Source organism: Rhodococcus sp. ACT016 (assembly GCF_050477185.1).
Lineage (GTDB): Bacteria > Actinomycetota > Actinomycetes > Mycobacteriales > Mycobacteriaceae > Prescottella.
In genome coordinates this window covers 4,367,243-4,390,790 of record NZ_JBEAET010000001.1, presented here as the reverse complement: position 1 = coordinate 4,390,790, position 23,548 = coordinate 4,367,243, and the positions used below count along the sequence as shown (strand labels likewise).

The following is a 23,548-nucleotide window of genomic DNA, read 5'->3' as shown; positions in this document are numbered from 1 at the left end:
GTCTCACCCCACCGGGTGGTCCTCGCCGGCGGCGGTCTTCGTCGTGGACCGGCGGGCCCGGACCGCCCACCCGGCCGCGCCGCCGACCAGCAGCGCGGCCCAGAGAATATGGGCGGCGAGCGCCGGCGCGCGGCCGTCGCCGAGGTCCGGTGGGATGGTGCCGGGTACCCGGTACAGTGCCAGCTCGTCGTCCGCGAACACCGGCTCGAGCTGGTCGAGGGTCCGCTGCGAGTCACCCGACGGCCCGGGGGTGGTGCGCTCGACGAGCACCCACCGCACGTGCTCGTCGGCGAGTTCCTGCGGGCCGGCACCGGCGAGCAGCAGCCGTTCGACGCGGGTGGCGCGGGCGCCCTCACCGCCGACGGCCGACGCCTGACCCACCACCAGCTGTCCGGTCTGCAACACGTCCACCGGCAGCATGCGTGGCGCCGGGTCCAGGACCGGGACGTCGCCGCTGTAGGGGAACTTGCGGAACATCCCGGCGGGCAGCACGGCCAGGTCGCCCGACTCCGGTGACGCTTCGAGCTTCTCGACCACCTGCTGCCACGACCCCGGGTACTGCACCGGCCGCAGCGCCCCGCCGACGCCCCACACCAGGTCCGGCAGCGCCAGCACGACCGCGACGATCGCCGCGACCGGGGCCGCGCCGGGCAACGCGATCGGCGCGCTCAGTGACCGCACCCCGGCCGCGGCGGCCAGCGCGTACAGCGGCGCCGCGAGCGCCGCCCACTTCTGGGTGTCGCGCAGCAGCCCGGTACCCGGCACGTGCGCGACGGCCCACTCGCCGACCGCCAGCCCCCAACCAGTGGCACCGAGCGCGGGCAGCAGCACCGCCGCCAGGGCCAGCACGGCCAGCGCGACGATCACCGGGTTGCGCCGTCGGCGCCACAGCGCGGGCAGCCCGCACGCGACGACGGCGAGCAGGAGGAGCGTTCCGGCCAGCGCCCACAGCGACGTTCGCGATCCGGGGACGGCGGTGGCGTTCCAGATTCCGCCCAGCCCGGCGACGCTGCCCACAGTCCCGAGCCCCGGCTCGGCGCGGGAAGCGAACGCGGCGACCCCCGCCGGATCCGACGTCCCGCCGCCTGAGCCCAGCGTCGCGACGAGCCACGGCGCCGACACCGCCACGAACAGCAGCGCTGTCCACAGCACCCGCGGGACGACCGGGCCGCGCCCGCCCGGTGCGGCGAGGACGGCCACCGCGACGACGACGGCGAGCAGCGCCCCCGTCGGTGTCAGACCCGCGGCCGCCAGGCACAGCGTCAGCGCCCACCAGCCGCCCGGGCGCCCGCGCCGGATCGCCGTCCCCGCGCACACGATCCACGGCAGCGCCGCGTAGCCGGTGAGCAGGCTCCAGTGCCCCTGCAGCAGCCGCTCGGCCACGTACGGGTTCCACAGCATCACCGTCGACGCCACCAGCTGCGGCCCGAGCCCCGCGCCCGGCAGCAGCACCGCGATCATGCGGGCCGCACCCCATCCGGCCAGCCACAGCGCCGCGAACAGGATCGTCTTCACCACCAGCCCGCCGTCGACGACGGAACTGAGCACCGCGACCAGCCAGTCCTGCGGCACCGCGCGGGCCGCGGCGTCCGTCAGCCCCAGTGCCGAGTCGGTGAGGTACGACCGCGGCGTGGACACGGCGTCGCGGATCAAGAGATAGCCGGGGGCCGGCAGCGGTCCGAGAACCGCCACCGTCAACGCCAGGCTGTACAGGATCGGCACCGCTCGCGTGAGTGTCGTGCGCCGTCCCGTCATGACGCGCACTGTACTGGTGCGATCATGGGCGGATGCCACGCCAATCGCTGTCCGGCTCCACCGTCGCCGGGATGACGATGGTGACCGTCGGATCGATGACAGCGAACATCGCGGCGTACCTGCTGGCGCTGCCCGCGCTGCGCTGGCTCGGACCGGCCGGGTACGGCGAGTTCGCGAGCCTGCTCGCCGCCCAGTTGGTGCTCGCGGTGCCGGCGTTGGCTCTGCAGACCGTCGTGGCGCGCGAGGTGGTCCACGGCAAGCCGACGGCGGCGCTGCGGGCGCTCGGGTACCGGTGCGCGGCGATCGTCGGCGTGGTCGCCGTGGTGCTCGTCCCGATCATGTCGTGGGCGCTCGACACGAGCCTCGGCGCGACCGCGGCGGCGCTGGTCGCGGCACCGTTGCTGGTGCTGCTCGGCACCGAACAGGGCCTCCTGCAGGGGGCGGGCCGGTTCGCGGAACTGAGCGTCGTGCTGGCCGGGGCCGGGATCGCGAAGGTGGCGCCCGCCGTCGCGGTGCTCGCGGTGGGCGGCGGGCCCGGCCCGACGCTGCTCGCGGGTGCCGCGGGCACGGGTGCCATGGCGTTGCTCGCGCGCCTGATGGCGGGCCGACGCGCATCCGACGCCGACGGTGAGGGCGGCGCGACGACCATCGGTGTCGCCACGGTCCTGCGGGCGTCGCAGGTGCAACTCGCGCTGATCGCGCTGACCTCGATGGACCTGGTGATCGCCCGCGCGGTGCTCGACTCGCACGACGCCGGCCTGTACGCCGCCGGTGCCGTCGCCACCAAGGCCGCGTTCTGGCTGCCGCAGGCCATCGGCGTCGTGCTGTATCCCAAGATGGCGAATCCCGAGCAGTCCGCGGCGGCGGTCCGGTCCGCGCTCGGTGTGTTGGTGGGGCTCGGCGCGATCCTCGTCGTGGGCGCCGCCGTCGCCGCCCCACTGGCCCCGATCCTGTTCGGCGACGACTACTCGCCCGTCCAGGGCATCCTGTGGATGTTCGCCTGGAACGGTGCCGCGCTCGCGGTCCTGCAGGGCGCGCTGCTGTCGGCGATCGCCGGCGAGCGCACCTACCTCGCGATCGTCGCGTGGGTGGGCCTGGCGGTCGAGGCGGCGCTGTTCTTCACCGTCGCCGACACCGTCCGTCAGTTCATCACCGTCGCGGCCTGCGTGGCGACCGTGACCGCCGCGACCGCCTCGCTGCTCGCGGTGCGCAGCGCCCGCTCCGCCGACGTCGCGGCGAGCTAGGACGACACGGTCACCGTCGTCGGTCTCGCCGACCAGACCACCCGGAGCGCAAACACACTCGCCGCACTGATCAGCAAGAAGGGCGCGCCGAAGAGGATCTCTCCGGCGGTCGCAAGCCGAGGCGCCCACGAGGTGCCGTCATCGGGATACTCCGGGCGACCGGCGAGCAGAGCGATCACGAAGTCGGCGGCGCCGAGTAGTCCGGGGGCCGCCAGTACGACGAGCCCGATAGTCGCGACGACGCGTCCGAATCGTGGCCGGTGTGGGGTCTGAGCAACGAGGTATCCGCCGTACCCGGCAAGCAGCATCGCCGGCACTAAGACGACAGATCCGAATGCCAGGGCCAACATCCAGTTGGCGGCGACGTCGTGGAGAAGGTGGCGAGAATTCCCTGACATCTCCTCGATGACGAGCGTGACGGCGAACAGGAACAGCGGGGCCGCCGCCACCCCGTACGTCCACCGCCGGACACTGCGCGTGTGCCGCATGCGCCCAGCCTCGCACGGAAGCACCGAGGACCGGGACAACCCGCCCGAACGACAGAACCCCCGCACGGTGATCCGTGCGGGGGTTCTCGTTCGTCAGGGAGCGCCGACTACTGCTGGCGCGGCGGTTCGGTGAACCCGCCCTGGTCCTGGTTCAGGTTGACCGTGGGGAACTCCTCGGTCTTGTCCGACGTCCAGTCGTGGTCCTCGGCCTGACCCGACCCGTTGGGCGGGTTCTCCGGGCCGCCCTCGGGGGCGCCCTTCTTGCCGCGACCGCCGCGGATGCCGAGGACGATGCCGGCGATCAGCGCGATCACGCCGAGGATGCCGGCGACGATCGGCAGGGTGCGGCCGAACAGCGACAGCTTGTCCTGGCCGTCCTTGGCCTGGCCGATCTGGTACTCGATGGTGTTCTCGTCGAACGGCAGCGTGACCTTGAGGACCGTGACCTCCGGCTTGGCCTTGTCACGGGCGTAGTACTGGTACAGCTTCTCCTGGCCCTTGACGACGACGCCGGTGACCGGGTCGACCCACACGTCACGCTCGTTGGTGTACCAGCGGGTCATGGTGATCGGCTGGTCGTCGCCGGGCACACCCCACGTCTTGGCGGGCAGGGTCAGCTTGTTGGTCGGGTCGGCCACGACCTTCGACAGATCGGTCGGCTCGATGACCTGGTTGTAGTGGTAGACCTTCATTCCGTTGATCTCGGTTTCCTCAACGAAATTGATGTCCTGGCTCTTGCGGACGTTCAGGTCGAAGTACGGGTAGCTCTTCTTCTCCGCATCGAACGGCCACTTGTACTGCAGGCCGGTGTGCGAGACCTCCTCGGCGGGCGCCGTGGACGACGTCTGGATGGTGCCGACCGGCGGCTCCACCGGCATCGAACTGACGCGGTCCGCGGTCACGCGGTCCACTGTCGCCGTCAGCAGGCCGGTGTCGCCCTGCTTGTCGGTGCGCCGGACCGTCTGGCCGGCCTGGATGGAGACGACCTGGGCATCGGACGGCTGCTCGGTGATGACGTAGCGCTGGGCGACGATCGGCACGTTCGTGTTGACCTCGGCCTTGCCCGCGAGCAGCGCCTTGGAGTCCAGAACGTCGCCGGTGCCGGGTGCGACCGTGGTGACCTCGAGATCGAGGGGGGTCTTCTTCAGCTTGTCGACGGTGTACGCGGGAATGAGGATCGCGACGGCCAGCAGGAAGGTCCCGAGGCCTACCAGAATGCACGCAAATATCCGGCTCCGGCCTGAGCGCTCGGCCATGCTCTCTCCTTACTCAATACTCTTGAATTGAGATACCCCCACCGGCAGCGTGACCGCTGCACGGGTCGCACGGTGCCCAGCTTCTGCGACACCACGTGAGCCCAGACACTAACAGTCACGGTGTCCTGTTTGCGTCAGCACGTGCGTCAGGGATGGTTCACGTCGCTCTTTCGGTTCTGCAACGACCCGGGCACACTTGACGGCGATGAACACCTCGCACCTCGCCACGCCGGCCCCCGTCGGCAATCCCCGGGCGTTCGTACCGGCCCTCGAGGGGATGCGCGGGTTCGCGGCGTTCGGCGTCCTGGTGACGCACGTGGCCTTCCAGACCGGCGCCACCGGCGATCCGGTGATCGGCCGGATCTGGGGTCGGTTCGACCTGGCGGTGGCCGTCTTCTTCGCGCTGTCCGGCTTCCTGCTGTGGCGCCCGCATGCCGCGGCCGCCCGCGGATTCGGCAGCGCGCCGACCATCGCCAAGTACTGGTTCAACAGGGCGGCCCGCATCCTGCCCGCGTACTGGGTGCTGGTGGTCCTGGTGCTGGCCTTCCTGCCCGCGGCGGGCGGCGGTTGGAAGGTGTGGGCCGCGAACCTGGCGTTGGTCCAGGTCTTCGTGCCGCTCACGCTCACCGAGGGGCTCACACAGATGTGGTCGCTGTCGGTGGAGGTGGCGTTCTATCTGGTGCTGCCGATCATCGCGCTCGTGCTGGTCCGGATGCGCGGGTCGGCGGCCCGGTTCCGGGTGCCGACGCTGCTCGGTCTCGCACTGGTGAGCCTGGTGTGGGGGTTCCTGCCGGTGCCCGCGCCCGACGGCATCCACCACGACAACTGGCTGCCCGGTTACATCCCGTGGTTTGCGGCGGGCATGCTGCTGGCCGAACTCGCGATGGTCGGCGGGACGTGGGTGCACCGCCTGGCCCAGCAGCGGGTGTGGATGGCGGTGATCGCGGTGGTCGCGTTCGGGTTGTCGACGACGTGGCTGGCCGGCCCGGAGGGCCTGGTGCGGGCCGCGCCGTGGCAGTACGCCACCAAGATCGCCCTCGGTGCGGTGATGAGTTTCGCGCTGCTCGCGCCGCTGGTGCTGGCCGGACATCGGCACCGCATCCTCGCGAGCCCCGTCGCGCTGGCGGTGGGACGGTGGTCGTACGGCCTGTTCATCTGGCATCTCGCGGTGCTGACGATCGTGTTCCCGATGTTCGGCATCGTCCCGTTCAACGGCAACTTCTGGTTCGTCCTGGCCGTCACCTCGGTGCTGAGCATCGCGGTGGCGTCGGCCAGCTACGCGCTCGTCGAGGAGCCCGCCCGCCGCGCCGTCCATCGCTGGGAGAAGCGCCGCCACATCGGCGAGCGCGACAGCGGCAGCGCCGCGACGCCGACGCAGACGACGCCGATCAGCGCGAACAGCTGAATCAGGAACGAGTGCCCCACGTAGCCGCCGGCGGCCCGCCACGGACCGGTCGACAGCAGGACGGACGCGATCACGACCGACACCCCGGCCGTGCCGACCAGGAACCGGGCCGCGAACGCGCCGCCGCGCCAGCGTGACAGGCCCAGCGCGCCGGCCGCGACGAGCACCGTGACCAGCGCGCCGACCGGACCGGCGACGACGGTCGCGACGGCCAGGAGCCCGACGGCCGCGGCCACGAGGCTCCGCCACGGGCGGGGCGCCGGCCCGAGGTCCGGGGTGCGCCGCCGCGGCACCAGCGCCAGCAGCGTGAGCGGGAGCAACAGCAGCAGCCCGAACGCGAGCCCGGCGCGGTACCAGCGATCAGACGGGAACTCGAGGGTCACCGTCCCGCTCGTCCCGGCGGGCACGATCCACCCCTGCTGCCACCCGCCGACCACGACAGGCCGCAGTTCGGTGCCGTCCGGCGCGGTCGCGACCCAGCCGACGTTGGTGCTCTCGGGCACCACCAGCAGCCGGTCGGTGTCGGACGCGGCCACGTCGAGTTCGCGCAGGTTCTCGGTCCAGCGTCCGATGCCGGGGGAGACGACGGGGGCCGCCGGGGGCGGCGGGGTCGCGTTCAGCTGTAGGCCGTCGACGGTGAACGCCGCCCCGGGCGCGACGACGACGTCCTGACGGCCCGCCGGCAGCGGGACACCGTCCGGGGTGCACGGGGTCGCGGTGACCGGCCGGCCGGCGGCCAGCTGCTCCGCGGTCGCGGTGATCGACATGCGGACCGTCGTCCCGCCGATCACGACCGTGGGGCCGGCGTCGCACCCCACCGTCACGGTGCGTCGCGACGGCTCGGTCGTGGTGCCGGGCACGGGTCGTCCGTCCGTCCCGAGCGCGACGACCTCCGACAGGCCCGCCGGCTGCAGTTGCAGGAAGCCGAGCCCGGTCCGGTCGAGGACGTCGGTCCACTTCACGAGCGACAGCACGATCGTGTCGGTGACCTGCGGTTCGAGCGAGACGGTCTGCGGGGCGTGGGCCGCGGCGTTCGAGTCGTCGAGATCGCGGGTCTGCGGGCCGTTGCCGAGATTGACCGCCACCCGCGACGGTGCGGCGGGCAGGGCGCCGGGGCTCGGGGTCAACCGCAGGCCGGTGACCAGCGTGGGTTGCGGGAGCTTGATGGTCAGGGTGGGCAGTCCGCCCTTGCCCTGGGCGGTCTCCGCGGACGCCGTCCACGACGTCGTGACGTCACCGTCGATGGCGGCGCTCGCGGTGCCGCGCAGTTCGACGCCGTCCGATCCGCCCTGGGCGGTGACGGCCGCGGGGTCGGTGACGAGGGCGTCGAGGGCCGCGCCGGGGCGTGGCCGCAGCGTCAGCTGCGGGGTGACGGCGGTGGCGTCCGGCACCGACAGGGTGCGGGTGAAGGTTCCGGGCTCCTCGGGCGGCAGGATGAGCGCGCTGCTGCAGTGCACGCGGTCCGGGCCGTCGGCGCAGCCCGATCGTCCGGGCAGCTCCTGGCCGAGATCCCAGCCGCGCACCCGGGCACCCTCTGGTGTGGGTGGCAGGACGGTGCGGTGCACGATCGGCACCGGTACCGCGGTGCCGGACGAGTAGTCGTCGATCGACAGCTCGCTGATCCCGAACTGGAATCCGGGGGAGCCGTCCTCGGTGTGGGTCGCGAGGATCCGCATCCACGGTGTCGTGCCCGACGGCAGCGACACGTCGACGGGCTCGCCGGGCTTGTCGACCCGCACCGACGTCGAGCCGTTGGGCGTCTCGATGCGGATCCACTTCACGGGCGGCCCGAACGCGGCCGGGCTGGTCGTCAGGTGCAGCATCCCGCGGGTGATCGGGGTGTCCAGCTCCACGCGCAGCCACTGCCCGCGGGCGGTCTCGAGCCCGTTGCTGAGCCACGCGGTCGCGGGGTCGCCGTCGACGGTCGCGGCCGGGCCGCTGCCGGGCGCGGTGCCGCCGAGCTGGGTGGCATCGGACGCCGAGCTGGACACGGTGATCGTCGCGCCCGACCACTCACCCTCGACCAGCGGTGCGTCCGGCACCGGATAGTCGGGGACGGCGTTGTAGGTGCGGCGGGGGTCGTCGGGGCTGCGCAGCGCGGAGCTGTGGTTGTCGACCTGGCCGAAGTCGGTCTCCCGGTCGGTGGGGGTGTCGGTGACGGTCACCGACCCGGCGTCGATGCCGGCACGGGCCGCGTCGGCCGCGAGCAACGCGGGACCGGTGACGGTGCCGTTCTCGGCCAGGCGCTGCAGCGACTCGGGGCCGCCCTGGACGACGGGCACCGCGTCCAGGTCCACCGCGTACGGCCCGGCTGGCGGCGTCGCCCCGTTCGGGGCGGTGACCCGGTAGATCTCGATCGCCGGGTAGGCGGGACGCAGGTCGCCGTCGACCACCACGTTCTCGGCGCTGGTGGGTGCGATGTCCTCGCCGAACTGCGCCACCTTCTCGAATCCGGGCGACCCCGAGACGGCCTGGTGCACCAGGATCGGGCGCGCCGACCGGGACGTGTCCGGATCGAGGTCGTTGCGGACCACGACGTAGCGGATGCCCTGCCCGAGCAGGGTGTCGGCGAGACCGGCGGAGGGGCGGCCGTCGGAGATGAGCCGCTGCACCGAGTCGAGCGCGCGGATCGCGCCGGGCGGGACGAGGGGGACGGCGTCGCGCACCGCCCACGGAGTGGAGGCGAGGGCCTGCAGCGGCTCGTCCCGCGTCAGGCCCCACACCTGGGCTCCGAACGGGGCGCCCGGCACCACCAGCGCGCGTTCGGCGTCCGCGCCGGTGCCGGACCCGGCGGCGTTGTCCGCGAGCCACTGCGCCGTCTCGTGCCAGTACGACGGGACCTCGTCGTAGGCGCCGCGCGGGGCGAGCCGGCCGGACCATGCGAGGGAGGTGGTGAGGGTGAGCGCGACCAGCAGCAGCGTGGTGACCGCGACCAGCGGTTCGCGCTCGGGGTGGGCGAACGCGCCGCGCCAGCGGCGCAGCGGCACCGATCCGGGCAGCGGCACCTTCGCGAGCAGGTGCGCCAGGCCGAGGACCAGCGGCAGCCGGACCAGCGGCTCGAGCTTGTGGACGTTGCGCAGCGGGGCGCCGGTGCCGTCGAGGAAGGCGCGCACCTGCTCGGCGATCGGGGACCCCAGTTCGCCGACGTAGCCCGCGCCGAGCCCGGCGATGCCGACCAGCAGGATCAGCGTCAGCCGCCCCCTCGCGGGCATCTTCCGCATGCACAGCCCGGCCAGCCCGGCGGCGGCGATCAGGCCGGTCGCGACGACCGCGACGGGCTGCGTGACCAGCACGGTGCCGGCGACGCGCTCGGGGGAGACGAACGGTGTCCAGCTGTCGGTGCCGCGCAGCACCTCGGTCAGCGATGTCCACTGCGTCGTGACGCCGGACGACTCGATGTAGTCGAGGAACGGCGGGCTCACCCGGCCGAGCAGCAGCAGCGGCACGATCCACCACACCGTCGCCAGCAGCAAGCACGGGATCCACCACGCGGTGAACACCCACCAGCGCCGGTTGGGCCGGTGCGCGATCCACCATGCGACCGGCAAAAGACAAGCAGCAGCGGTGGCGACCGCGTTGACCGCGCCCATGAGCGCGACGGCCAGCGCCGACTGCGCCGCGAGCCGGCCGAGACTACGGTCGCCGCGCCACTTCGGGGAGGTCGCCAGGATCACCGGCAGCAGCACCCACGGCGCCAGCATCATGGGCAGCGACTCGGACGAGATCGAGCCGATCGTGGTGAGCACCCGCGGCGACAGCGCGAACGCGACGGCCGCGATGATGCGGGACGAGCGGCTGCCGATGCCGAGCGCCTCGGCGACGCGAACGACGCCCCAGAACCCGGCGACGATCAGCAGCGCCCACCACAGCCGTTGGGTGATCCACGGCGGGACGTGCAGCAACTGTCCGAACGCGAAGAACGCGCCGTGCGGGAAGAAGTAGCCGTAGGCCTGGTTCTGCACCTGGCCCAGCGGCGCCACGCTGCTCCACTGGTGGGCGGCGCGGGCGAGGAACCCGATCGGGTTCTCGGTGAGGTCGTATTTGGTGTCGGCGACGATCTTGCCGGGCGACTGCAGCAGGCACAGGACCAACGCAACGAGCCCGGCGCCGATCAGCCAGCGCCGGGTCAGTGGTTCTGTCGAGGGTTCGACGGAAGGCCCCTCTCCGGCGGGACCACCGGACGAGGGGGAGGTGCGAGAACGCGCGATACGAGCGGGCTCAGCGGCTGCCGTACTCAACCTGGTTCAGGATCGAGGAGTTGGCGTTGCCGGAGCGGTCGATGTCGGGAAGCTTGTTGTCCTGCGCGGCGGCGGTGACTCCGAGCACGGCACCGGCACCGACGACTGCACCGATCACAGCGCTGGCAATGCCGGGGACAAGGAACTTCGCCATCTCGGGTCTCCCATGGTCTGAGGCGCCGGTACGCCGTCCTACTCGTGCGTACGCAATATCGGGGCCAAGGTATCACCTACCGGGTGGTCGGCGGGCGAGTCCACGCCGAGTGCGCCGAGCAGGGTGCCGAGTTTCGTGGTCGTCTCGTCCAGTTCCGCCGCGGGGTCGGACGCGGCCACGATCCCGCCGCCCGCCCACGCCAGCGCGGCGGTGCCGTCGGCGTCGATCTCGGCGCACCGGATCGCGACCACCCAGTCGCCGTCGCCGGCGGCGTCGCACCAGCCGACGGCGCCGCCGTAGAAGCGGCGGTCGCCCTCGATCTCGCGGATGGTGACCAGCGCGCGGTCGGTGGGGGTGCCGCACACGGCCGGTGTCGGGTGCAGTCGGGTCGCCAACTCGAGCGAACCGAGAGACGCGTTGCGCAGTTCGCCGCGGATGGGGCTGGCCAGGTGCCACAACTCGCCGGTGCGGGTCAGCTGCGGCGACGACGGCACCTCCAGGTCGGTGCACAGCGGCGCCAGGATGTCGCGGATCCAGTCGACGACGAAGGCGTGTTCGGCGAGGTTCTTCGACGACGCGAGCAGGCGCTCACCCTCGGCGCGGTCGGCCTCCGCGTCGGTGTGCCGGGGCGCGGATCCGGCGAGCGGCCGGCACGTGACGGTGGTGCCGCGTCGGCTCAGCAGGATCTCGGGGCTGGCGCCGACGAGGGTGTGCCCGATGTAGCCGTCGCCGGCCGCGGTCAGATCGACCGCGAATCCGTTGGCGGCCTCGTGTCGGACGATCATGCGCGCGGCCAACGCCTCGGGGCTGATCGGGGCGTCGGCGACCAGTCGCACCGCCCGTGCCGCGACCACCTTGTCGAGGTTGCCGCGCCCGAGGCGCTCGACGAGCCCGCGTACGCGTAGGACATGTTCTGCGGCGCTCGGTATCTCCCGCTCGATCCGAACGGCCGGCAGCGGCGCCGGGGCGACGGGCCGCCACGGGCCGGGCGTCCACGACATGGTCTCGGGTGCGGTGAGCGCGGCCGCAGCGGCCGGGTCGAACGGCAGCGCGCCGACGATCAGTTCGGTCCGTCCGGCGGCGAGCGCGTCCGCCGCCGCGGCCGCATTGTCGAATCGATCCCGTGTCCCGGTGGTGCGAAGAGTGCGATCGGGGCGCGAGAGCAGGAAGCCGTCCATGGTGCTGCCGACGATAGTCGGGGCACCGGTGGCGGCTGCCTCGAGGTTGGACCCCGCTACTTGCCCGGCGGAACGATCAGGACCGGGCGGTGACTGTGCCGCAGGACGTGGTCGGCGACGCTGGACTGCAACAGCGACCGCAGCCCGGTGGTGCCGCGTGTGCCGGTGACGATGATGTCGGCGTTCAACTCGTCGGCGCACTCGACGATGGTCGCCCAGATCGCGGTCGAGGACTCGCAGCACCGGCCCTCGGCGTTAAGTCCCGCGGCCAGTGCGATGTCCACGCCCTCGTCGTTGGTCGTCTTCGCGTCGGTCAGCGCGATGTCCTCGGATGCCTCGTCGGGAACCCACTCGGGCTGCATCACACCGGACAGCCCCGACATGCGGGCGGCCTGTCGCACCATCGGCTCCCACGCGGTGGCCACCACGGCGCGATTCGCGGCGAGGAAGCGGCCGGCGTATTCGATTGCACGTTTGGCGTTGTCGGAGCCGTCGTAGGCGATGAGCATGAGATCTGCAGGCACTGTGACCTCCTGAAATCCGGGTCGACCGACTGTGGTGGTCTTCGGCTTTCCGTACTTGAGATTACCTTGCCATTACCTGTGCCGCTCGGCTCGGGAAATCGCCGGAACGGATGTCGACTACCGTCGGATATATGCGAATTCGACATGCGTTGGCCGTCGCGTTGTGCGCGGGGCTGGCCGTCGGCTGTACGTCCGGGAACGACACCGGTACCGCCACGTCCGAGTCCCCGTCGCCGTCCTCGACGTCGCAGCCGGTGTCGCAGACGTCGAGTGCGCCGAAGGCGCCGTCCCCGTTCGGCTCGGCGGTGTGCGGGCCCGCTTTCCTGAACTCGCTCACCGAGCGGCAGAAGCTGGCGCAGCTGCTCACCGTCGGTGTCACCGGCACCGCGGACGCGCTGCACGTCGTCGAGTCGGAGCAGATCGGTGGCATCTTCATCGGCAGCTGGACCGACGACTCGATGCTCACCGGCGGCGGGGTCGCCCAGGTCGCGGAGGCCAGTTCGGTGCCGCTGATGGTGACGATCGACGAGGAGGGCGGCCGGGTCTCGCGCATCGACGACCTGTACGGGCCGGATCCGTCGGCTCGCGAGGTCGCGCGGACCATGACGCCGGAGCAGACCTATCAGATGGCCCTCGAGCGGGGACGTCAGCTGTATCGCCTCGGGATCACCGCCAACTTCGCGCCCGACGTCGACGTGAGCAGCCAGCCGGCCGACGCGGTGATCGGCGACCGGTCCTTCTCCGACGACCCGCAGGTGGTGACGACGTACGCGGACGCATACGCCCGCGGCCTGCGTGACGCCGGAATCCTGCCGGTGCTCAAGCACTTCCCGGGCCACGGCTCGGCGTCGGGCGACTCGCACACTGGGGCGGTGACCACGCCGCCGCTGGATCAGTTGCAGACCAAGGACCTGGTGCCGTACCGGGAGTTGGTCGACACCGGGGTCGGAGTGATGCTCGGACACCTGAGCGTCCCCGGCCTGACGAAGGACAACCTCCCGGCGAGCCTGAGCCCGGACGCGGTGTCGTTGTTGCGGCAGGGCACGGGTTACGGTGCGCCGCCGTTCACGGGTCCGATCTTCACCGACGACCTGAGCGGGATGAAGGCGATCACCGACCGGTACGACATCGCGCAGGCCGTGGAGCAGGCGCTGGCGTCCGGGGTGACCACGGCGCTCTGGCTGACCACCGACGACGTCCCGCGGGTCCTCGACCACCTGGAGCAGGCGGTGAAGTCGGGCAAGCTGCCCGCGTCGCAGGTCGACCAGTCGGTACTCACCATGGCGCGCGCGAAGGGGGCTGTGACCTGCTGAGACGGGGCTGGGTCACAATGGTGGTCGAACGCTGATCTTCTTACCATCGAGTAAGATTGCGAGTCTTACCCCTGGTTGGAGGAATTATGGCTGGTGGCACCAAGCGGCTGCCCAGGGCCGTGCGCGAGCAGCAGATGCTCGACGCCGCCGTCGAGGTTTTCTCCGACAACGGGTTCCACGACGCGTCGATGGACTCGATCGCGGCGAGGGCCAAGATCTCCAAGCCGATGCTGTACCTGTACTACGGCTCCAAGGACGAATTGTTCGCGGCGTGCATCCACCGCGAGGGGCTGCGCTTCGTGGAGGCGATCTCGCCCGCGGGCGATCCCACTCTGCCGCCGCGTGAACAGCTGCGTGCCGCGCTCACCGGGTTCCTGGGCTTCGTCGACCAGAACCGCAGTTCGTGGATGGTGCTGTACCGGCAGGCGATCGGTCAGCAGGCGTTCGCGTCGCAGGTCGGCGGCAGCCGCGACCGGCTGATCGAACTGACGGCCAAGCTGCTCGAATCCAGCACGAAGGAGCCGGAGTCGGGCACGGACTTCTCGATCATGGCGGTGGCCCTGGTGGGGGCCGGTGAGGCCGTCGCCGACCGGGTGGCCGGCGGCGAGATCGACGTCGATGCGGCCGTCGAGTTGCTCGACAAGCTCGCGTGGCGCGGCCTGGCGGGTGGCAAGAAGAAGTAGACGGACAGACGAGCGCGGAGGGCCCGGACGGGAGACGTCCGGGCCCTCCGCGCTTTCGTGCTCGGTCAGGCTGCCCGGTGTCGGCCGCGACGGCCGCGCAGCATGTTCGCGCGCTCGGATTCACCGATGCCGCCCCACACGCCGAACGGTTCCGGCACGGCGAGCGAGTGCTCGAGGCAGGTGGTCTTCACCGGGCACGACGCGCAGATGGCCTGGGCGCGCCGTTCGCGCATCTGCCGGGCCTTGCCGCGTTCGCCGGTCGGCGGGAAGAAGATGGATTCGTTCATGCCCTGGCAGTTGCCGTGCTGCTGCCATTCCCAGGTGTTGGCCAGGGGTGCGAGGGTTGGTCGGGTTTCGGTCATCGAATGCTCCTCGTGAATGTCCGTGGCTGCCGAATGCGTCGGGGCGCCCTCCGGGGCGCACACGTCGACGTGTCAGACGGCGCCGGTGTCGGGCCCGGTGGATCGTGGATCCGATACGCCGGAGAACATTCTGTCGAGTCGGTGCTTGAGTTCCTCGGTGCTGAGAGACCAGGTCGCCGCGTCACGGACGGTGTCGGTCGCAAGATGCGCACTCACGTGTGGTCATCCTCTCTTCTCTGATACGGCCCACCCGCAGTCGGCGAGACCTCTCGGTTCACCGCTCGAGCTCGGAAGACCGGTGGGGTGGAGTGGGCCGGACCCTCGCCACGCGGCGGGCCTGACTTCTCCGTCTCACTCTTCTTCGCTTGCATCTGGAAGTTTTGACCACTGCACCGTACAACAAAATCTATGTCGGTTGAAGCAGATAAATTTGCTTACCGGGCTTATCTGAGCGTCTTCCCTGGTGAGCCGTACTGATGAGGAATGCCCGATCGGTCGGCGACGGGGTGTTTGCCGCGTAACGTTTGCGGTAGGAACGCGATGGCGTCCTCCTGTTCGGAGTCGTAGTGTCGTCTTCCCGCCGCCGCAACCCTGCGGTGGGTGAGCCGGACAGAGATGAGCTGCACGTGCCCCGTACCCGCGAATACGCCGACCGCTACGCGGACGCCCTCACGGTGCTCGCTGCAGCGACCCACCGCCCTGCGAACGTGGTGAACACCGGCGGCGGCTACGCGATCCGCGTCGATTTCGAGTACAACCGCTATCTACTGGCGACGGATCACGCTGTCGAAGGTCTCAGCGGAGACACGACGGCAGCCTCGCACTGGGTGGTGCGCTTCTATCAGGACTCCGCCGACACGGACGCCGAGTTGCTCGTCACGGCCGAGCACGAGTGGCTCGTCGACGCGTTCGACCGTGCGATGGCCGAACTCGGCCGGACCGGGAACTGGATCGACGCCGATCTGAAGCTGGGAGAACTGAGCTCGCCCGGCGACTTCTGACGGGCGGTTGTCGGCAGACCGGTGGGCATTCAGGGAATCTTCGTCTGCCGCCACACATTCGATGTGGTGTCGGTGATACCGTGAGGCATCGGCAGATGCTCGCGATAGGCCGCCCGCAAGGGCGGCGGGTGGGGGCGAGTCTTCTGCGCGTATCCCCACGCGACCGAACTTGACGCGATATGAAGGCCACGATGACGCAACAGTCTCCGCCCCGCTCCACCCGCGGAGTCTACGGAATCTCGGTCACCTCCGAGCTGACTGGGATCGGTCCGCAGACTCTGCGGCTCTACGAGCGTCGTGGGCTGATCACGCCGTCGCGCACCGGCGGCGGCACGCGACGCTACAGCGAGGACGACCTCTACCGGTTGGCGCGCGTGTCCGAGTTGGTCGAGGCCGGTGTCAACCTCACCGGGATTCGGCAGATCCTCGAACTCGAGGCCGCCAAGTCGGAACTGGAAGCCGAGAACGTCCGGCTGCGACAGGAATTGACGGTCCGCGGGAGCTGACGCCGGGGAGCGGCGGACGGATCGCCCGCCACGCCCCGGCCCCGTCCTACCGCACCGTCGCGGTGAGGTGCGGGTAGCCCTTCTTCGGATTCTTCAGTGCCAGATCCCACCCGTCCGGGGTCCGGTCGGCGTACAGGTTCACCGTCGCCGGCAGGACGATCGGCTTGCCGAACCGCACGCTGTAGGTGACCGCGCCCGATAGGCGACCCTCGAGCGGCGCCAGCACGGCCGCGGCGCTCCACATGCCGTGCGCGATGGTGCCGGGGAACCCGAATGCCTTGGCGCCGAGCGACGAGACGTGGATCGGGTTGCGGTCGCCCGACACCGCCGCGTACCGACCGATGATCTTCTGGTCGGCCCGCAGGGTGCGGGTGGGCGGCGGAGGCACCTCCTCCTTGTGCTCGGCCTTGGGTTCCTTCGGGGCGCCCGTCGGGTGCATCTTGAGGAACGTGCTGACCTGACGCCACACGAGTTCGCGGCCCACCGAGATCTCGCTGACAAGGTCCACCTGTGTGCCCTTGGTGTGTGCGCGCAGGTTCTCGGCGCGGACCTTCAGGTCCAACGGCTCGCTCACCGAGATCGGGCGCAGCTGCTCGATCACGTTGTCGGTGTGCACGGAACCGATTGCCGGGAACGGGAACTCGCGCGAGGTGAGCAGCCGCATCACGGTCGGGAACACCAGCGTGAACGGGTACGTGACCGGCAGTGTGTCGCCGAACCGCAGCCCGCACACCTTCGCGTACGCCGCCAGGTTGTCCGGGTCCACGCGCAGACCGGACAGCGCCAGCGTCTCCTTCGGGAGGCTGCGCTTGCCCGACGGCTTGACGAACGGCAGTGCGCCGAGGGCTGCGCGCGCGTAGTTGTCGAGGGTTCCGGGCTGCTCGCGCAGCTGCACGAGAGTGCTCTTGCCGCTTGCCATCACGCGCCCAGCAGGGACTGGCCGCACACCCGGACGATCTGGCCGGTGACGGCGTTGGACGCGGGGCTCGCGAAGTACGACACGAGCTCGGCGACGTCGACGGTCTGACCACCCTGCAGCAGCGAGCTCCCTCGGCGTCCGACCTCGCGGGTCGCGAACGGGATGGCGGCGGTCATCGCGGTCTCGATGAAGCCGGGCGCGACAGCATTGATGGTGATCTTCTTCTCGCCCAGCACCGGCGCGGTGGCCTGGACCAGGCCGATGACACCGGCCTTCGAGGTGCCGTAGTTGGTCTGGCCGCGGTTGCCGGCGATACCCGCGATGGACGACACGTCGATGACGCGGCCGCCCTCGCGCAGCAGACCCTGGGCGACGAGTGCCTCGGTGATCTTCTGCGGGGCAAGGAGGTTGACGCCGAGGACGCTGTTCCAGCGGGCCTCATCCATGTTCGCGAGCGTCTTGTCGCGGGTGATGCCGGCGTTGTGCACGATGATGTCGACGCCGCCGTGGCGCTCGGTGAGATGCTCGGCCAGCTTGTCGGCCGCGTCGGGGGCGGTGACGTCGAGGGCCAGCGACGTGCCACCCACCTTGTTGGCGGTCTCGGACAGCGCCTGGCCGGCGGCCGGGATGTCGGCGCACACGACGTGCGCGCCGTCGCGGGAAAGCACCTCGGCGATGGTGGCGCCGATGCCGCGGGCGGCGCCGGTGACGACCGCGACCTTGCCCTCGAGCGGGCGGTCCCAGCTGGCGGGGGCGACCGAGTCCTCGGCGCCGACGCGGATGACCTGACCGTCGACGAATGCGGACTTGGCGGACAGCAGGAAGCGCAGCGTCGATTCGAGGCCGGACAGGCCCGTCGCGGCGTCGGGGGAGACGTAGACCAACTGGGCGGTCGAGCCGCGCTTGATCTCCTTGCCGACGCTGCGCGTGAAGCCCTCGAGTGCGCGCTGGGCGATCTGCTCGTCGACGCTCGACGTCAGTTCCGGGGTGGTGCCGAGCACGACGACACGGGCGCACGAGGCGAGGTTGCGGATGACCGGCTGGAAGAACTCGAACAGCTGCACCAGTTCGTCGACCTGGCCGATGCCGGTCGCGTCGAACACCAGCGCGCCGTAACGGTCGTCGTGCGGCTGTGCGGCCGGGTAGTCCGACAGCAGCGCGCGGATCGGCTCGGCCAACCGGCCCTTGCCGCCGACGAGGATCGGGCCGGCGAGGGCGGGCTCACCGGCCTTGTAGCGGCGCAGCTTCTCCGGCTGTGGCAGCCCGGCCTGCTTGGCGATGAATGCGCCCGGCGCGGACGAGAGGAACTGGGAGTAGAGGTCGGGAGCGCCCTTGCTGGCTGCCACGGTCCACCTTCCTTGTACTGGTTTCGAATCGTCGTGGGATGTCTGCGATGTCCCGGATCGGGGCACCCGCTACACCAGGTGCGGTATCGACATTGAACTTACTCTGGAGTAAGTTCAATGTCGAGTGCCCGTAGCCGAATGCACACCCGCGACCTCTCATGGAGACCGACGTGACCAGCAGAGCCAGAAACCGCAACCAGAAGCCGGCATCCGCACCGCAGTCCGGCGGTCGGCAGCTTCGCCCCGTCGCCATCGTCGGCGGTAACCGCATTCCGTTCGCGCGTTCGGACCGGGCGTACGCGCACGCGTCCAACCAGGACATGTTCACCGCGACGCTCGACGGGCTGGTCAGCCGCTTCGGCCTGCAGGGGGAGCGGCTGGGCATGGTGGTCGGCGGCGCGGTGCTCAAGCACAGCCGCGACTTCAACCTCATGCGCGAGTGCGTGCTCGGCAGTGCCCTGAGCCCCTACACCCCGGCGTACGACCTGCAGCAGGCGTGCGGCACGGGTCTGCAGTCGATCGTCGCGGTCGGCGACGCCATCGCCTCCGGCCGCATCGACGCCGGCGTCGGCGGCGGCGTGGACACCACGTCGGACGCGCCGATCGGCGTGAACAACGAACTGCGCGAGTTCCTGCTGTCGATGAACCGGGCCCGCTCCACCGCGGACCGCGTCAAGCTGCTCGGCCAGGTGCGCCCGTCGATGCTCGGCATCGAGATCCCGCGCAACGGCGAGCCCCGCACCGGACTGTCGATGGGCGACCACGCGGCGATCACCGCCAAGGAATTCGGCGTCCGCCGCGAGGACCAGGACGAACTTGCGGCCGCGAGCCACCGCAACATGGCGGCCGCCTACGACCGCGGCTTCTTCGACGACCTGGTCACTCCGTTCCTGGGCCTGACCCGCGACGACAACCTGCGTCCCGATTCCGACGTCGACAAGCTCGCCAAGCTCAAGCCGGTGTTCGGCACCAAGCTGGGCGACGCGACCATGACCGCCGGCAACTCGACTCCCCTCACCGACGGTGCCTCCGCGGTGCTGCTGTCCACCGATGAGTGGGCGGCCGAGCGCAACCTGCCCGTCCTCGCGCACCTGGTGGACTCCGAGACCGCGGCCGTCGACTACATCCACGGCGGCGACGGCCTGCTGATGGCCCCGACGTATGCGATCCCGCGCCTGCTGGAGCGCAACGGTCTCACCCTGCAGGACTTCGACTTCTACGAATTCCACGAGGCGTTCGCGTCGGTCGTCCTCGCGACGCTGCAGGCGTTCGAGTCCGACGAGTACTGCAAGGAGCGCCTGGGCTTGGATGGGGCGCTGGGCGCGATCGACCGGTCCAAGCTCAACGTCAACGGCTCGTCGCTCGCCGCCGGCCACCCCTTCGCCGCCACCGGCGGTCGGATCGTGGCGTCGCTCGCGAAGATGCTGGCAGAGAAGGGTTCGGGCCGCGGCCTGATCTCGATCTGCGCGGCCGGCGGCCAGGGTGTCACCGCGATCGTCGAGGTCTGATCGGAGGGTAGGAACCCCCCGATCCCGGTAGTCCGCAAGTCGTGGATGTAACGCCGCTCGCGTAGGGGCGATATCCCAGTCGGCCCCGTGTTGTTGCCTGACCCCCGACCTGGCAACGGCACGGGGCCGTTCTACTTCGCCGGCCCGTTCGTGGCGGTGCGCGGTGCCGCGGGCGGGAATCCCGAGTGGTCGTTTCGGAGCGCCCTACTACCCTGAACGGGAACGAACACGCAACGCAACGGCCCCGCACGGTGTCGATTCGGCAGGAGCCCCACTTCATGAGCGACGAGCGCGACGGCGCCAAGAACCCGGAAAACCACACGGACGGTCCGGTGCCGGATGAGAATCCGACCGAGATCATGCCGGTGGTTCCGGATATTCCTCCGGTTCCTTCCCAGGAGGACGCCGTATCCGATGCGCCCACCGAGGTGTTCGCGACAACGCCGGATCCGGTGCCCGAGTCCGAGCCCCAGCCGGAGCCCCAGCAGCTGCCGGAGCCCGAGGCCGCACCGGCGCCCGATCCGCAGCCCGCGCCCACCGACGCGGCTCCGAACCGTCGGTGGGTGAAGTACGCCGCCGTCGCCGGTGGCGTCGTCGCGGTCGGGGTGATCGCGTACGCGGTGGACTGGGTGGTCTCGGCCGATCGGGTGCCGCGCGGCGTCACGGTCGCCGGGGTGGACATCGGCGGCCAGAGCACGGCGACCGCCGAGGAGACGTTGCGGGCCGCGCTCGGTTCGCGGGTGGACCGTCCGGTGCCGGTGCGTGCCGGCAACACCGACAGCGAGATCGTGCCGGCCCAGGCCGGTGTCGGCATCGACTGGGCGGCCACCGTCGAGCAGGCGGGCGAGCAGCCGATCAACCCCTTCACCCGACTGGCGTCGCTGTTCACCGACCACGAGATCGGTGTGGTGTCCACGGTCGACGACGCGGCTCTGGCGTCGGCGATGGGTGGTGTCCAGCAGGCGACCGACCGTGCCCCGCGGGAGGGCAACGTCGTGTTCGAGGGCACCCGGGTGGTTCCGGTCGCGCCGCTGCCGGGGCAGCGCCTCGACGTGGAGGCCGCCGAGGACACGTTCGTCGACCAGTGGGCATTCGGCACCACCGTGGACCTGCCGGTCGACACCGTCGACGTCACGGTCACGCAGGCCGGTGTCGACGCCGCGGTGCGCGACGTCGCGACGCCGGCGGTCGCGACCGATGTCGTGGTGACCGGCAAGGACGGTGCGGTCGCGACGCTGCCGCGCGACCAGATCGGCAAGGTGCTGACGTTCGCGCCGGACGGCGGCGGCGGGCTGTCGCCGCAGTACAATGTCGAGGCCGCCACCGCGATCCTGGCCCCGCAGTTGGTGAGCACCGAGATCAAGCCCAAGGACGCGCAGATCACCCTCACGAGCGGCTCGCCGCAGGTGGTCCCGTCGGTGACGGGCGAGATGGTGCAGTGGCCCAAGACGCTCGAACCGCTGCCGGCGCTGCTGGCCGCACCGGGCGCGCGCACCACCCCGGCGGTCTACGAGCCCGCCGAGCCTGCGCTGACCACCGAGGGTGCCAAGGCGCTCGGCATCCGTGAGGTGATCGGCGAATTCACCACCGGTGGTTTCGAGTACGCCTCCGGCGTCAACATCCGGCTCGCGGCGAGTGCCATCGACGGCGCCATCGTCAAGCCGGGAGAAACGTTCTCGTTCGATGCCCAGACCGGTCCGCGCGGCTCGGCGCAGGGCTATGTCGACTCGGGCATCATCAACAACGGACGCCCCGACAAGGCCGTCGGCGGCGGCATCAGCCAGCTGGCGACCACCCTCTACAACGCCACGTACTTCGCGGGCATGGAGGACGTCGACCACACCGAGCACAGCTACTACATCTCGCGCTACCCGGCGGCCCGCGAGGCCACGGTGTTCGAGGGTGCGATCGACCTGAAGTTCCGGAATCCGGCGAAGACCGGCGTGATGATCCAGACCATCGGCACCAGTTCGAACATCACGGTCCGCATCTGGGGCACCAAGACCGTCGACGTCCAGTCGGTGACGGGCAACCGGTCCAACCAGACGTCGCCGGACACGATCACGCTGCCCGCCGGCCCGCACTGCGTGGCATCCGGCGGCGCACCGGGATTCACCGTCAGCGACACCCGGATCATCACCGACGCGGACTCCGGTGGCGAGATCTCGCGCCACACCCGGACGGTCAAGTACGACCCGGTGCCGGTTGTGAAGTGCGTGTCGAACGAGCCGGCGCCGTCGAACGGCGCCGCGGCACCGTCGCCCGGCCGGTAGCGGGCCCCCGCTCGCCCGGGCGACACGACCAGCGGAGGTCCGTCCGGCGCCACGTAGAGTGCGACAGCACCCTCTGAGGGTCCACTGCGCCGAAGGACTGCTGACATGGATTTCCGTCAACTCGAGTACTTCGAAGCCGTCGTGGAGGCGGGTTCGGTGTCTCGGGCCGCGAAGAAGCTCAACATGACTCAGCCGCCGTTGAGCCTGGCGATCGCGAAGCTGGAACGCGAACTAGGCGTCCGCCTGCTCGAACGCACGGCGAAGGGGGTCCATCCGACCAGCGCCGGACTCTATCTGCTCGCCAATGGAGTGCGTCTGGTGGCCGAGCGGGACCGGGTCGCTGAGACGTTGATTCGGATGGGCGACGGAGTGGTCGGTGATCTCCGGATCGGGGTCGAACCCATGGTGATCAACGAGATCGTTGCCGACGTCCTGGCCGAGTTCCTCGAGGAGGCACCGGGCGTGCGAGTCACTCTGATCGACATCGCACCCGAGGCGATCCTGCACGGTCTTCGCGATGGTGACCTGGACATGGGCTGTGTTCCTTTCGGACCGGAGCAGTTCGCGGACTTCGTGACGGACATCTGCGAGTGGCAGCCGGTCGTGAAGATCGACCTGAAACTCGCCGTTCCGGAAGATCGGGCCGACGAACGACACTCGGGTGGACGAGGCTGGGGTCGGTGGATCCTGCCGCGCCGCATGCCCGCCTTCTCCGGGATGCCGGAGACCGTCGAGACGGCATTGTCGAACGACCCGACCTTCGAGATTCTCGAGGTCTCCACTCCGCAGACCGCGTTGCCGTTCGTCGCTGCGGGACTCGGTGTCACGCCGGCGACGCAGAGGATGGCGGAAAACCATGCCGCCGTGGCGCTTCAGGATGCTCCGCTGTGGCTCGAGCCGATGCAGGCGACACTCCTGTGGCGGCGAGGAGCCGAAATCACACCACTGATGGAGCGCTGGATCGAGGCAACCCGAGTAGTGGGTGCTCGCCTCGAGAGCGGCCGTTCCTGAGCGAGCTATATGCAAAGCTATGTACCCGTCATCGGCGGCGTGTATAGACCGGTGAGTCGAAAATCAAGTCGAATCCCATCATGTGAGCACCATTGCGTGTGATGTGCATCACTCGCTGTGATCGACGTCATTGGTGTCGCACGGCGTTTCGTGGCCGTTAAACCTGCTGATCAGGATGCATGGCCGCCGAGTGATCCGCGCCACTGTGAGGCGGCGCCGCGGGGGCTCTGGTGACGCCGCGCGCAGCGGATCCCGGATCCGATCTCGTCATGGCTCTTCCGTGATCGGCGCGCCCGTGCCAATCTTGTCCGCGATCGAACCCCAGCCGAGTTCGACTTCGTGGATCTCTTTCGAAATCCCTTACTGCTGGGCGTATTTCGATCC

Annotated in this window: 19 protein-coding genes and 1 pseudogene; 9 read left to right on the top strand and 11 right to left on the bottom strand. The window is 70.4% G+C overall.

From position 1 onward, the window contains the following. Positions 1 to 3: 3 nt before the first annotated feature. Positions 4 to 1,755 carry a hypothetical protein gene (locus ACQ5DX_RS20145; RefSeq protein ID WP_430334252.1) on the bottom strand — a complete coding sequence of 584 codons (1,752 nt, stop codon included), beginning with the start codon at positions 1,753 to 1,755 and terminating at the stop codon, positions 4 to 6. 32 nt (positions 1,756 to 1,787) lie between these two features. Here ACQ5DX_RS20145 and ACQ5DX_RS20140 point away from each other — a divergent pair, with 32 nt between their 5' ends. Next, positions 1,788 to 2,999 carry a polysaccharide biosynthesis protein gene (locus ACQ5DX_RS20140; protein ID WP_430334251.1) on the top strand — a complete coding sequence of 404 codons (1,212 nt, stop codon included), beginning with the start codon at positions 1,788 to 1,790 and terminating at the stop codon, positions 2,997 to 2,999. On the opposite strand, the gene ACQ5DX_RS20135 is transcribed toward ACQ5DX_RS20140, so the two are convergent. Both ACQ5DX_RS20135 and ACQ5DX_RS20130 read right to left on the bottom strand, forming a co-directional pair. Further along, on the bottom strand, positions 2,996 to 3,487 hold the full coding sequence (locus ACQ5DX_RS20135; RefSeq protein WP_430334250.1) for a hypothetical protein: 492 nt from the start codon (positions 3,485 to 3,487) through the stop codon (positions 2,996 to 2,998). The genes ACQ5DX_RS20140 and ACQ5DX_RS20135 overlap by 4 nt on opposite strands. Positions 3,488 to 3,594: 107 nt before the next feature. Further along, the gene (locus ACQ5DX_RS20130; RefSeq protein ID WP_430334249.1) at positions 3,595 to 4,743 is read right to left on the bottom strand and encodes a DUF3068 domain-containing protein; all 1,149 of its coding nucleotides are present in this window, start codon (positions 4,741 to 4,743) and stop codon (positions 3,595 to 3,597) included. Positions 4,744 to 4,948: 205 nt separating this feature from the next. Here ACQ5DX_RS20130 and ACQ5DX_RS20125 point away from each other — a divergent pair. Beyond that, positions 4,949 to 5,950 (top strand): annotated as a pseudogene (locus ACQ5DX_RS20125) (acyltransferase family protein); the annotation flags it as partial. A gap of 68 nt (positions 5,951 to 6,018) precedes the next feature. On the opposite strand, the gene ACQ5DX_RS20120 reads toward ACQ5DX_RS20125, so the two are convergent. The 4 genes from ACQ5DX_RS20120 to ACQ5DX_RS20105 form a co-directional block, all read right to left on the bottom strand. After that, on the bottom strand, positions 6,019 to 10,278 hold the full coding sequence (locus tag ACQ5DX_RS20120; RefSeq protein ID WP_430335754.1) for an alpha-(1->3)-arabinofuranosyltransferase: 4,260 nt from the start codon (positions 10,276 to 10,278) through the stop codon (positions 6,019 to 6,021). Positions 10,279 to 10,366: 88 nt separating this feature from the next. Then, complete coding sequence (locus ACQ5DX_RS20115) at positions 10,367 to 10,540, bottom strand: DUF2613 domain-containing protein (RefSeq protein WP_430334248.1); 174 nt, start codon at positions 10,538 to 10,540, stop codon at positions 10,367 to 10,369. Positions 10,541 to 10,578: 38 nt separating this feature from the next. Next, on the bottom strand, positions 10,579 to 11,718 hold the full coding sequence (locus ACQ5DX_RS20110) for an isochorismate synthase (RefSeq protein ID WP_430334247.1): 1,140 nt from the start codon (positions 11,716 to 11,718) through the stop codon (positions 10,579 to 10,581). Between the two features lie 56 nt (positions 11,719 to 11,774). Continuing rightward, positions 11,775 to 12,242, bottom strand: a complete 468-nt coding sequence (locus ACQ5DX_RS20105) for a universal stress protein (RefSeq protein WP_430334246.1) — start codon at positions 12,240 to 12,242, stop codon at positions 11,775 to 11,777. A 131-nt stretch (positions 12,243 to 12,373) separates the two neighbouring features. On the opposite strand from ACQ5DX_RS20105, the gene ACQ5DX_RS20100 reads away from it, so the two are divergent. Continuing rightward, entirely contained in the window at positions 12,374 to 13,555 is a 1,182-nt protein-coding gene (locus ACQ5DX_RS20100; protein WP_430334245.1) for a glycoside hydrolase family 3 N-terminal domain-containing protein, read from the top strand. A gap of 86 nt (positions 13,556 to 13,641) precedes the next feature. Then, entirely contained in the window at positions 13,642 to 14,238 is a 597-nt protein-coding gene (locus ACQ5DX_RS20095) for a TetR/AcrR family transcriptional regulator (protein WP_430334244.1), read from the top strand. A 65-nt stretch (positions 14,239 to 14,303) separates the two neighbouring features. On the opposite strand, the gene ACQ5DX_RS20090 is transcribed toward ACQ5DX_RS20095, so the two are convergent. Together ACQ5DX_RS20090 and ACQ5DX_RS20085 are read right to left on the bottom strand one after the other, a co-directional pair. After that, the gene (locus ACQ5DX_RS20090) at positions 14,304 to 14,600 is read right to left on the bottom strand and encodes a WhiB family transcriptional regulator (protein WP_430334243.1); all 297 of its coding nucleotides are present in this window, start codon (positions 14,598 to 14,600) and stop codon (positions 14,304 to 14,306) included. A 72-nt stretch (positions 14,601 to 14,672) separates the two neighbouring features. After that, on the bottom strand, positions 14,673 to 14,816 hold the full coding sequence (locus tag ACQ5DX_RS20085) for a hypothetical protein (RefSeq protein WP_430334242.1): 144 nt from the start codon (positions 14,814 to 14,816) through the stop codon (positions 14,673 to 14,675). A gap of 410 nt (positions 14,817 to 15,226) precedes the next feature. On the opposite strand from ACQ5DX_RS20085, the gene ACQ5DX_RS20080 reads away from it, so the two are divergent. Together ACQ5DX_RS20080 and ACQ5DX_RS20075 are read left to right on the top strand one after the other, a co-directional pair. After that, positions 15,227 to 15,601, top strand: coding sequence for a hypothetical protein (locus ACQ5DX_RS20080; RefSeq protein WP_430335753.1), 375 nt, complete (start codon positions 15,227 to 15,229; stop codon positions 15,599 to 15,601). Between the two features lie 191 nt (positions 15,602 to 15,792). Beyond that, positions 15,793 to 16,107, top strand: coding sequence for a MerR family transcriptional regulator (locus ACQ5DX_RS20075; RefSeq protein ID WP_430334241.1), 315 nt, complete (start codon positions 15,793 to 15,795; stop codon positions 16,105 to 16,107). Between the two features lie 46 nt (positions 16,108 to 16,153). Here the strand turns inward: ACQ5DX_RS20075 and ACQ5DX_RS20070 are convergent, their stop codons facing one another. Continuing rightward, positions 16,154 to 17,026, bottom strand: coding sequence for a MaoC/PaaZ C-terminal domain-containing protein (locus ACQ5DX_RS20070; RefSeq protein WP_430334240.1), 873 nt, complete (start codon positions 17,024 to 17,026; stop codon positions 16,154 to 16,156). After that, entirely contained in the window at positions 17,026 to 18,372 is a 1,347-nt protein-coding gene (locus ACQ5DX_RS20065) for a 3-oxoacyl-ACP reductase (RefSeq protein ID WP_430334239.1), read from the bottom strand. Before ACQ5DX_RS20065 ends, ACQ5DX_RS20070 begins: the two co-directional genes overlap by 1 nt. 170 nt (positions 18,373 to 18,542) lie before the next feature. Here ACQ5DX_RS20065 and ACQ5DX_RS20060 point away from each other — a divergent pair, with 170 nt between their 5' ends. From ACQ5DX_RS20060 to ACQ5DX_RS20050, 3 genes are all read left to right on the top strand, one after another. After that, the gene (locus ACQ5DX_RS20060) at positions 18,543 to 19,880 is read left to right on the top strand and encodes an acetyl-CoA C-acetyltransferase (protein WP_430334238.1); all 1,338 of its coding nucleotides are present in this window, start codon (positions 18,543 to 18,545) and stop codon (positions 19,878 to 19,880) included. Positions 19,881 to 20,158: 278 nt separating this feature from the next. After that, positions 20,159 to 22,153, top strand: coding sequence for a VanW family protein (locus ACQ5DX_RS20055; RefSeq protein WP_430334237.1), 1,995 nt, complete (start codon positions 20,159 to 20,161; stop codon positions 22,151 to 22,153). 105 nt (positions 22,154 to 22,258) lie between these two features. Continuing rightward, entirely contained in the window at positions 22,259 to 23,164 is a 906-nt protein-coding gene (locus ACQ5DX_RS20050; protein ID WP_430334236.1) for a LysR family transcriptional regulator, read from the top strand. Positions 23,165 to 23,548: the final 384 nt, after the last annotated feature.

Coding starts and splice junctions, on each gene's coding strand:
- ACQ5DX_RS20140 (WP_430334251.1), top strand. CDS start 1,788: ATGCCACGCCAATCGCTGTCCGGCTCCACCGTCGCCGGGATGACGATG.
- ACQ5DX_RS20050 (WP_430334236.1), top strand. CDS start 22,259: ATGGATTTCCGTCAACTCGAGTACTTCGAAGCCGTCGTGGAGGCGGGT.
- ACQ5DX_RS20110 (WP_430334247.1), bottom strand. CDS start 11,718: ATGGACGGCTTCCTGCTCTCGCGCCCCGATCGCACTCTTCGCACCACC.
- ACQ5DX_RS20090 (WP_430334243.1), bottom strand. CDS start 14,600: ATGACCGAAACCCGACCAACCCTCGCACCCCTGGCCAACACCTGGGAA.
- ACQ5DX_RS20100 (WP_430334245.1), top strand. CDS start 12,374: ATGCGAATTCGACATGCGTTGGCCGTCGCGTTGTGCGCGGGGCTGGCC.
- ACQ5DX_RS20135 (WP_430334250.1), bottom strand. CDS start 3,487: ATGCGGCACACGCGCAGTGTCCGGCGGTGGACGTACGGGGTGGCGGCG.
- ACQ5DX_RS20075 (WP_430334241.1), top strand. CDS start 15,793: ATGACGCAACAGTCTCCGCCCCGCTCCACCCGCGGAGTCTACGGAATC.
- ACQ5DX_RS20055 (WP_430334237.1), top strand. CDS start 20,159: ATGAGCGACGAGCGCGACGGCGCCAAGAACCCGGAAAACCACACGGAC.
- ACQ5DX_RS20115 (WP_430334248.1), bottom strand. CDS start 10,540: ATGGCGAAGTTCCTTGTCCCCGGCATTGCCAGCGCTGTGATCGGTGCA.
- ACQ5DX_RS20145 (WP_430334252.1), bottom strand. CDS start 1,755: ATGACGGGACGGCGCACGACACTCACGCGAGCGGTGCCGATCCTGTAC.
- ACQ5DX_RS20070 (WP_430334240.1), bottom strand. CDS start 17,026: ATGGCAAGCGGCAAGAGCACTCTCGTGCAGCTGCGCGAGCAGCCCGGA.
- ACQ5DX_RS20130 (WP_430334249.1), bottom strand. CDS start 4,743: ATGGCCGAGCGCTCAGGCCGGAGCCGGATATTTGCGTGCATTCTGGTA.
- ACQ5DX_RS20095 (WP_430334244.1), top strand. CDS start 13,642: ATGGCTGGTGGCACCAAGCGGCTGCCCAGGGCCGTGCGCGAGCAGCAG.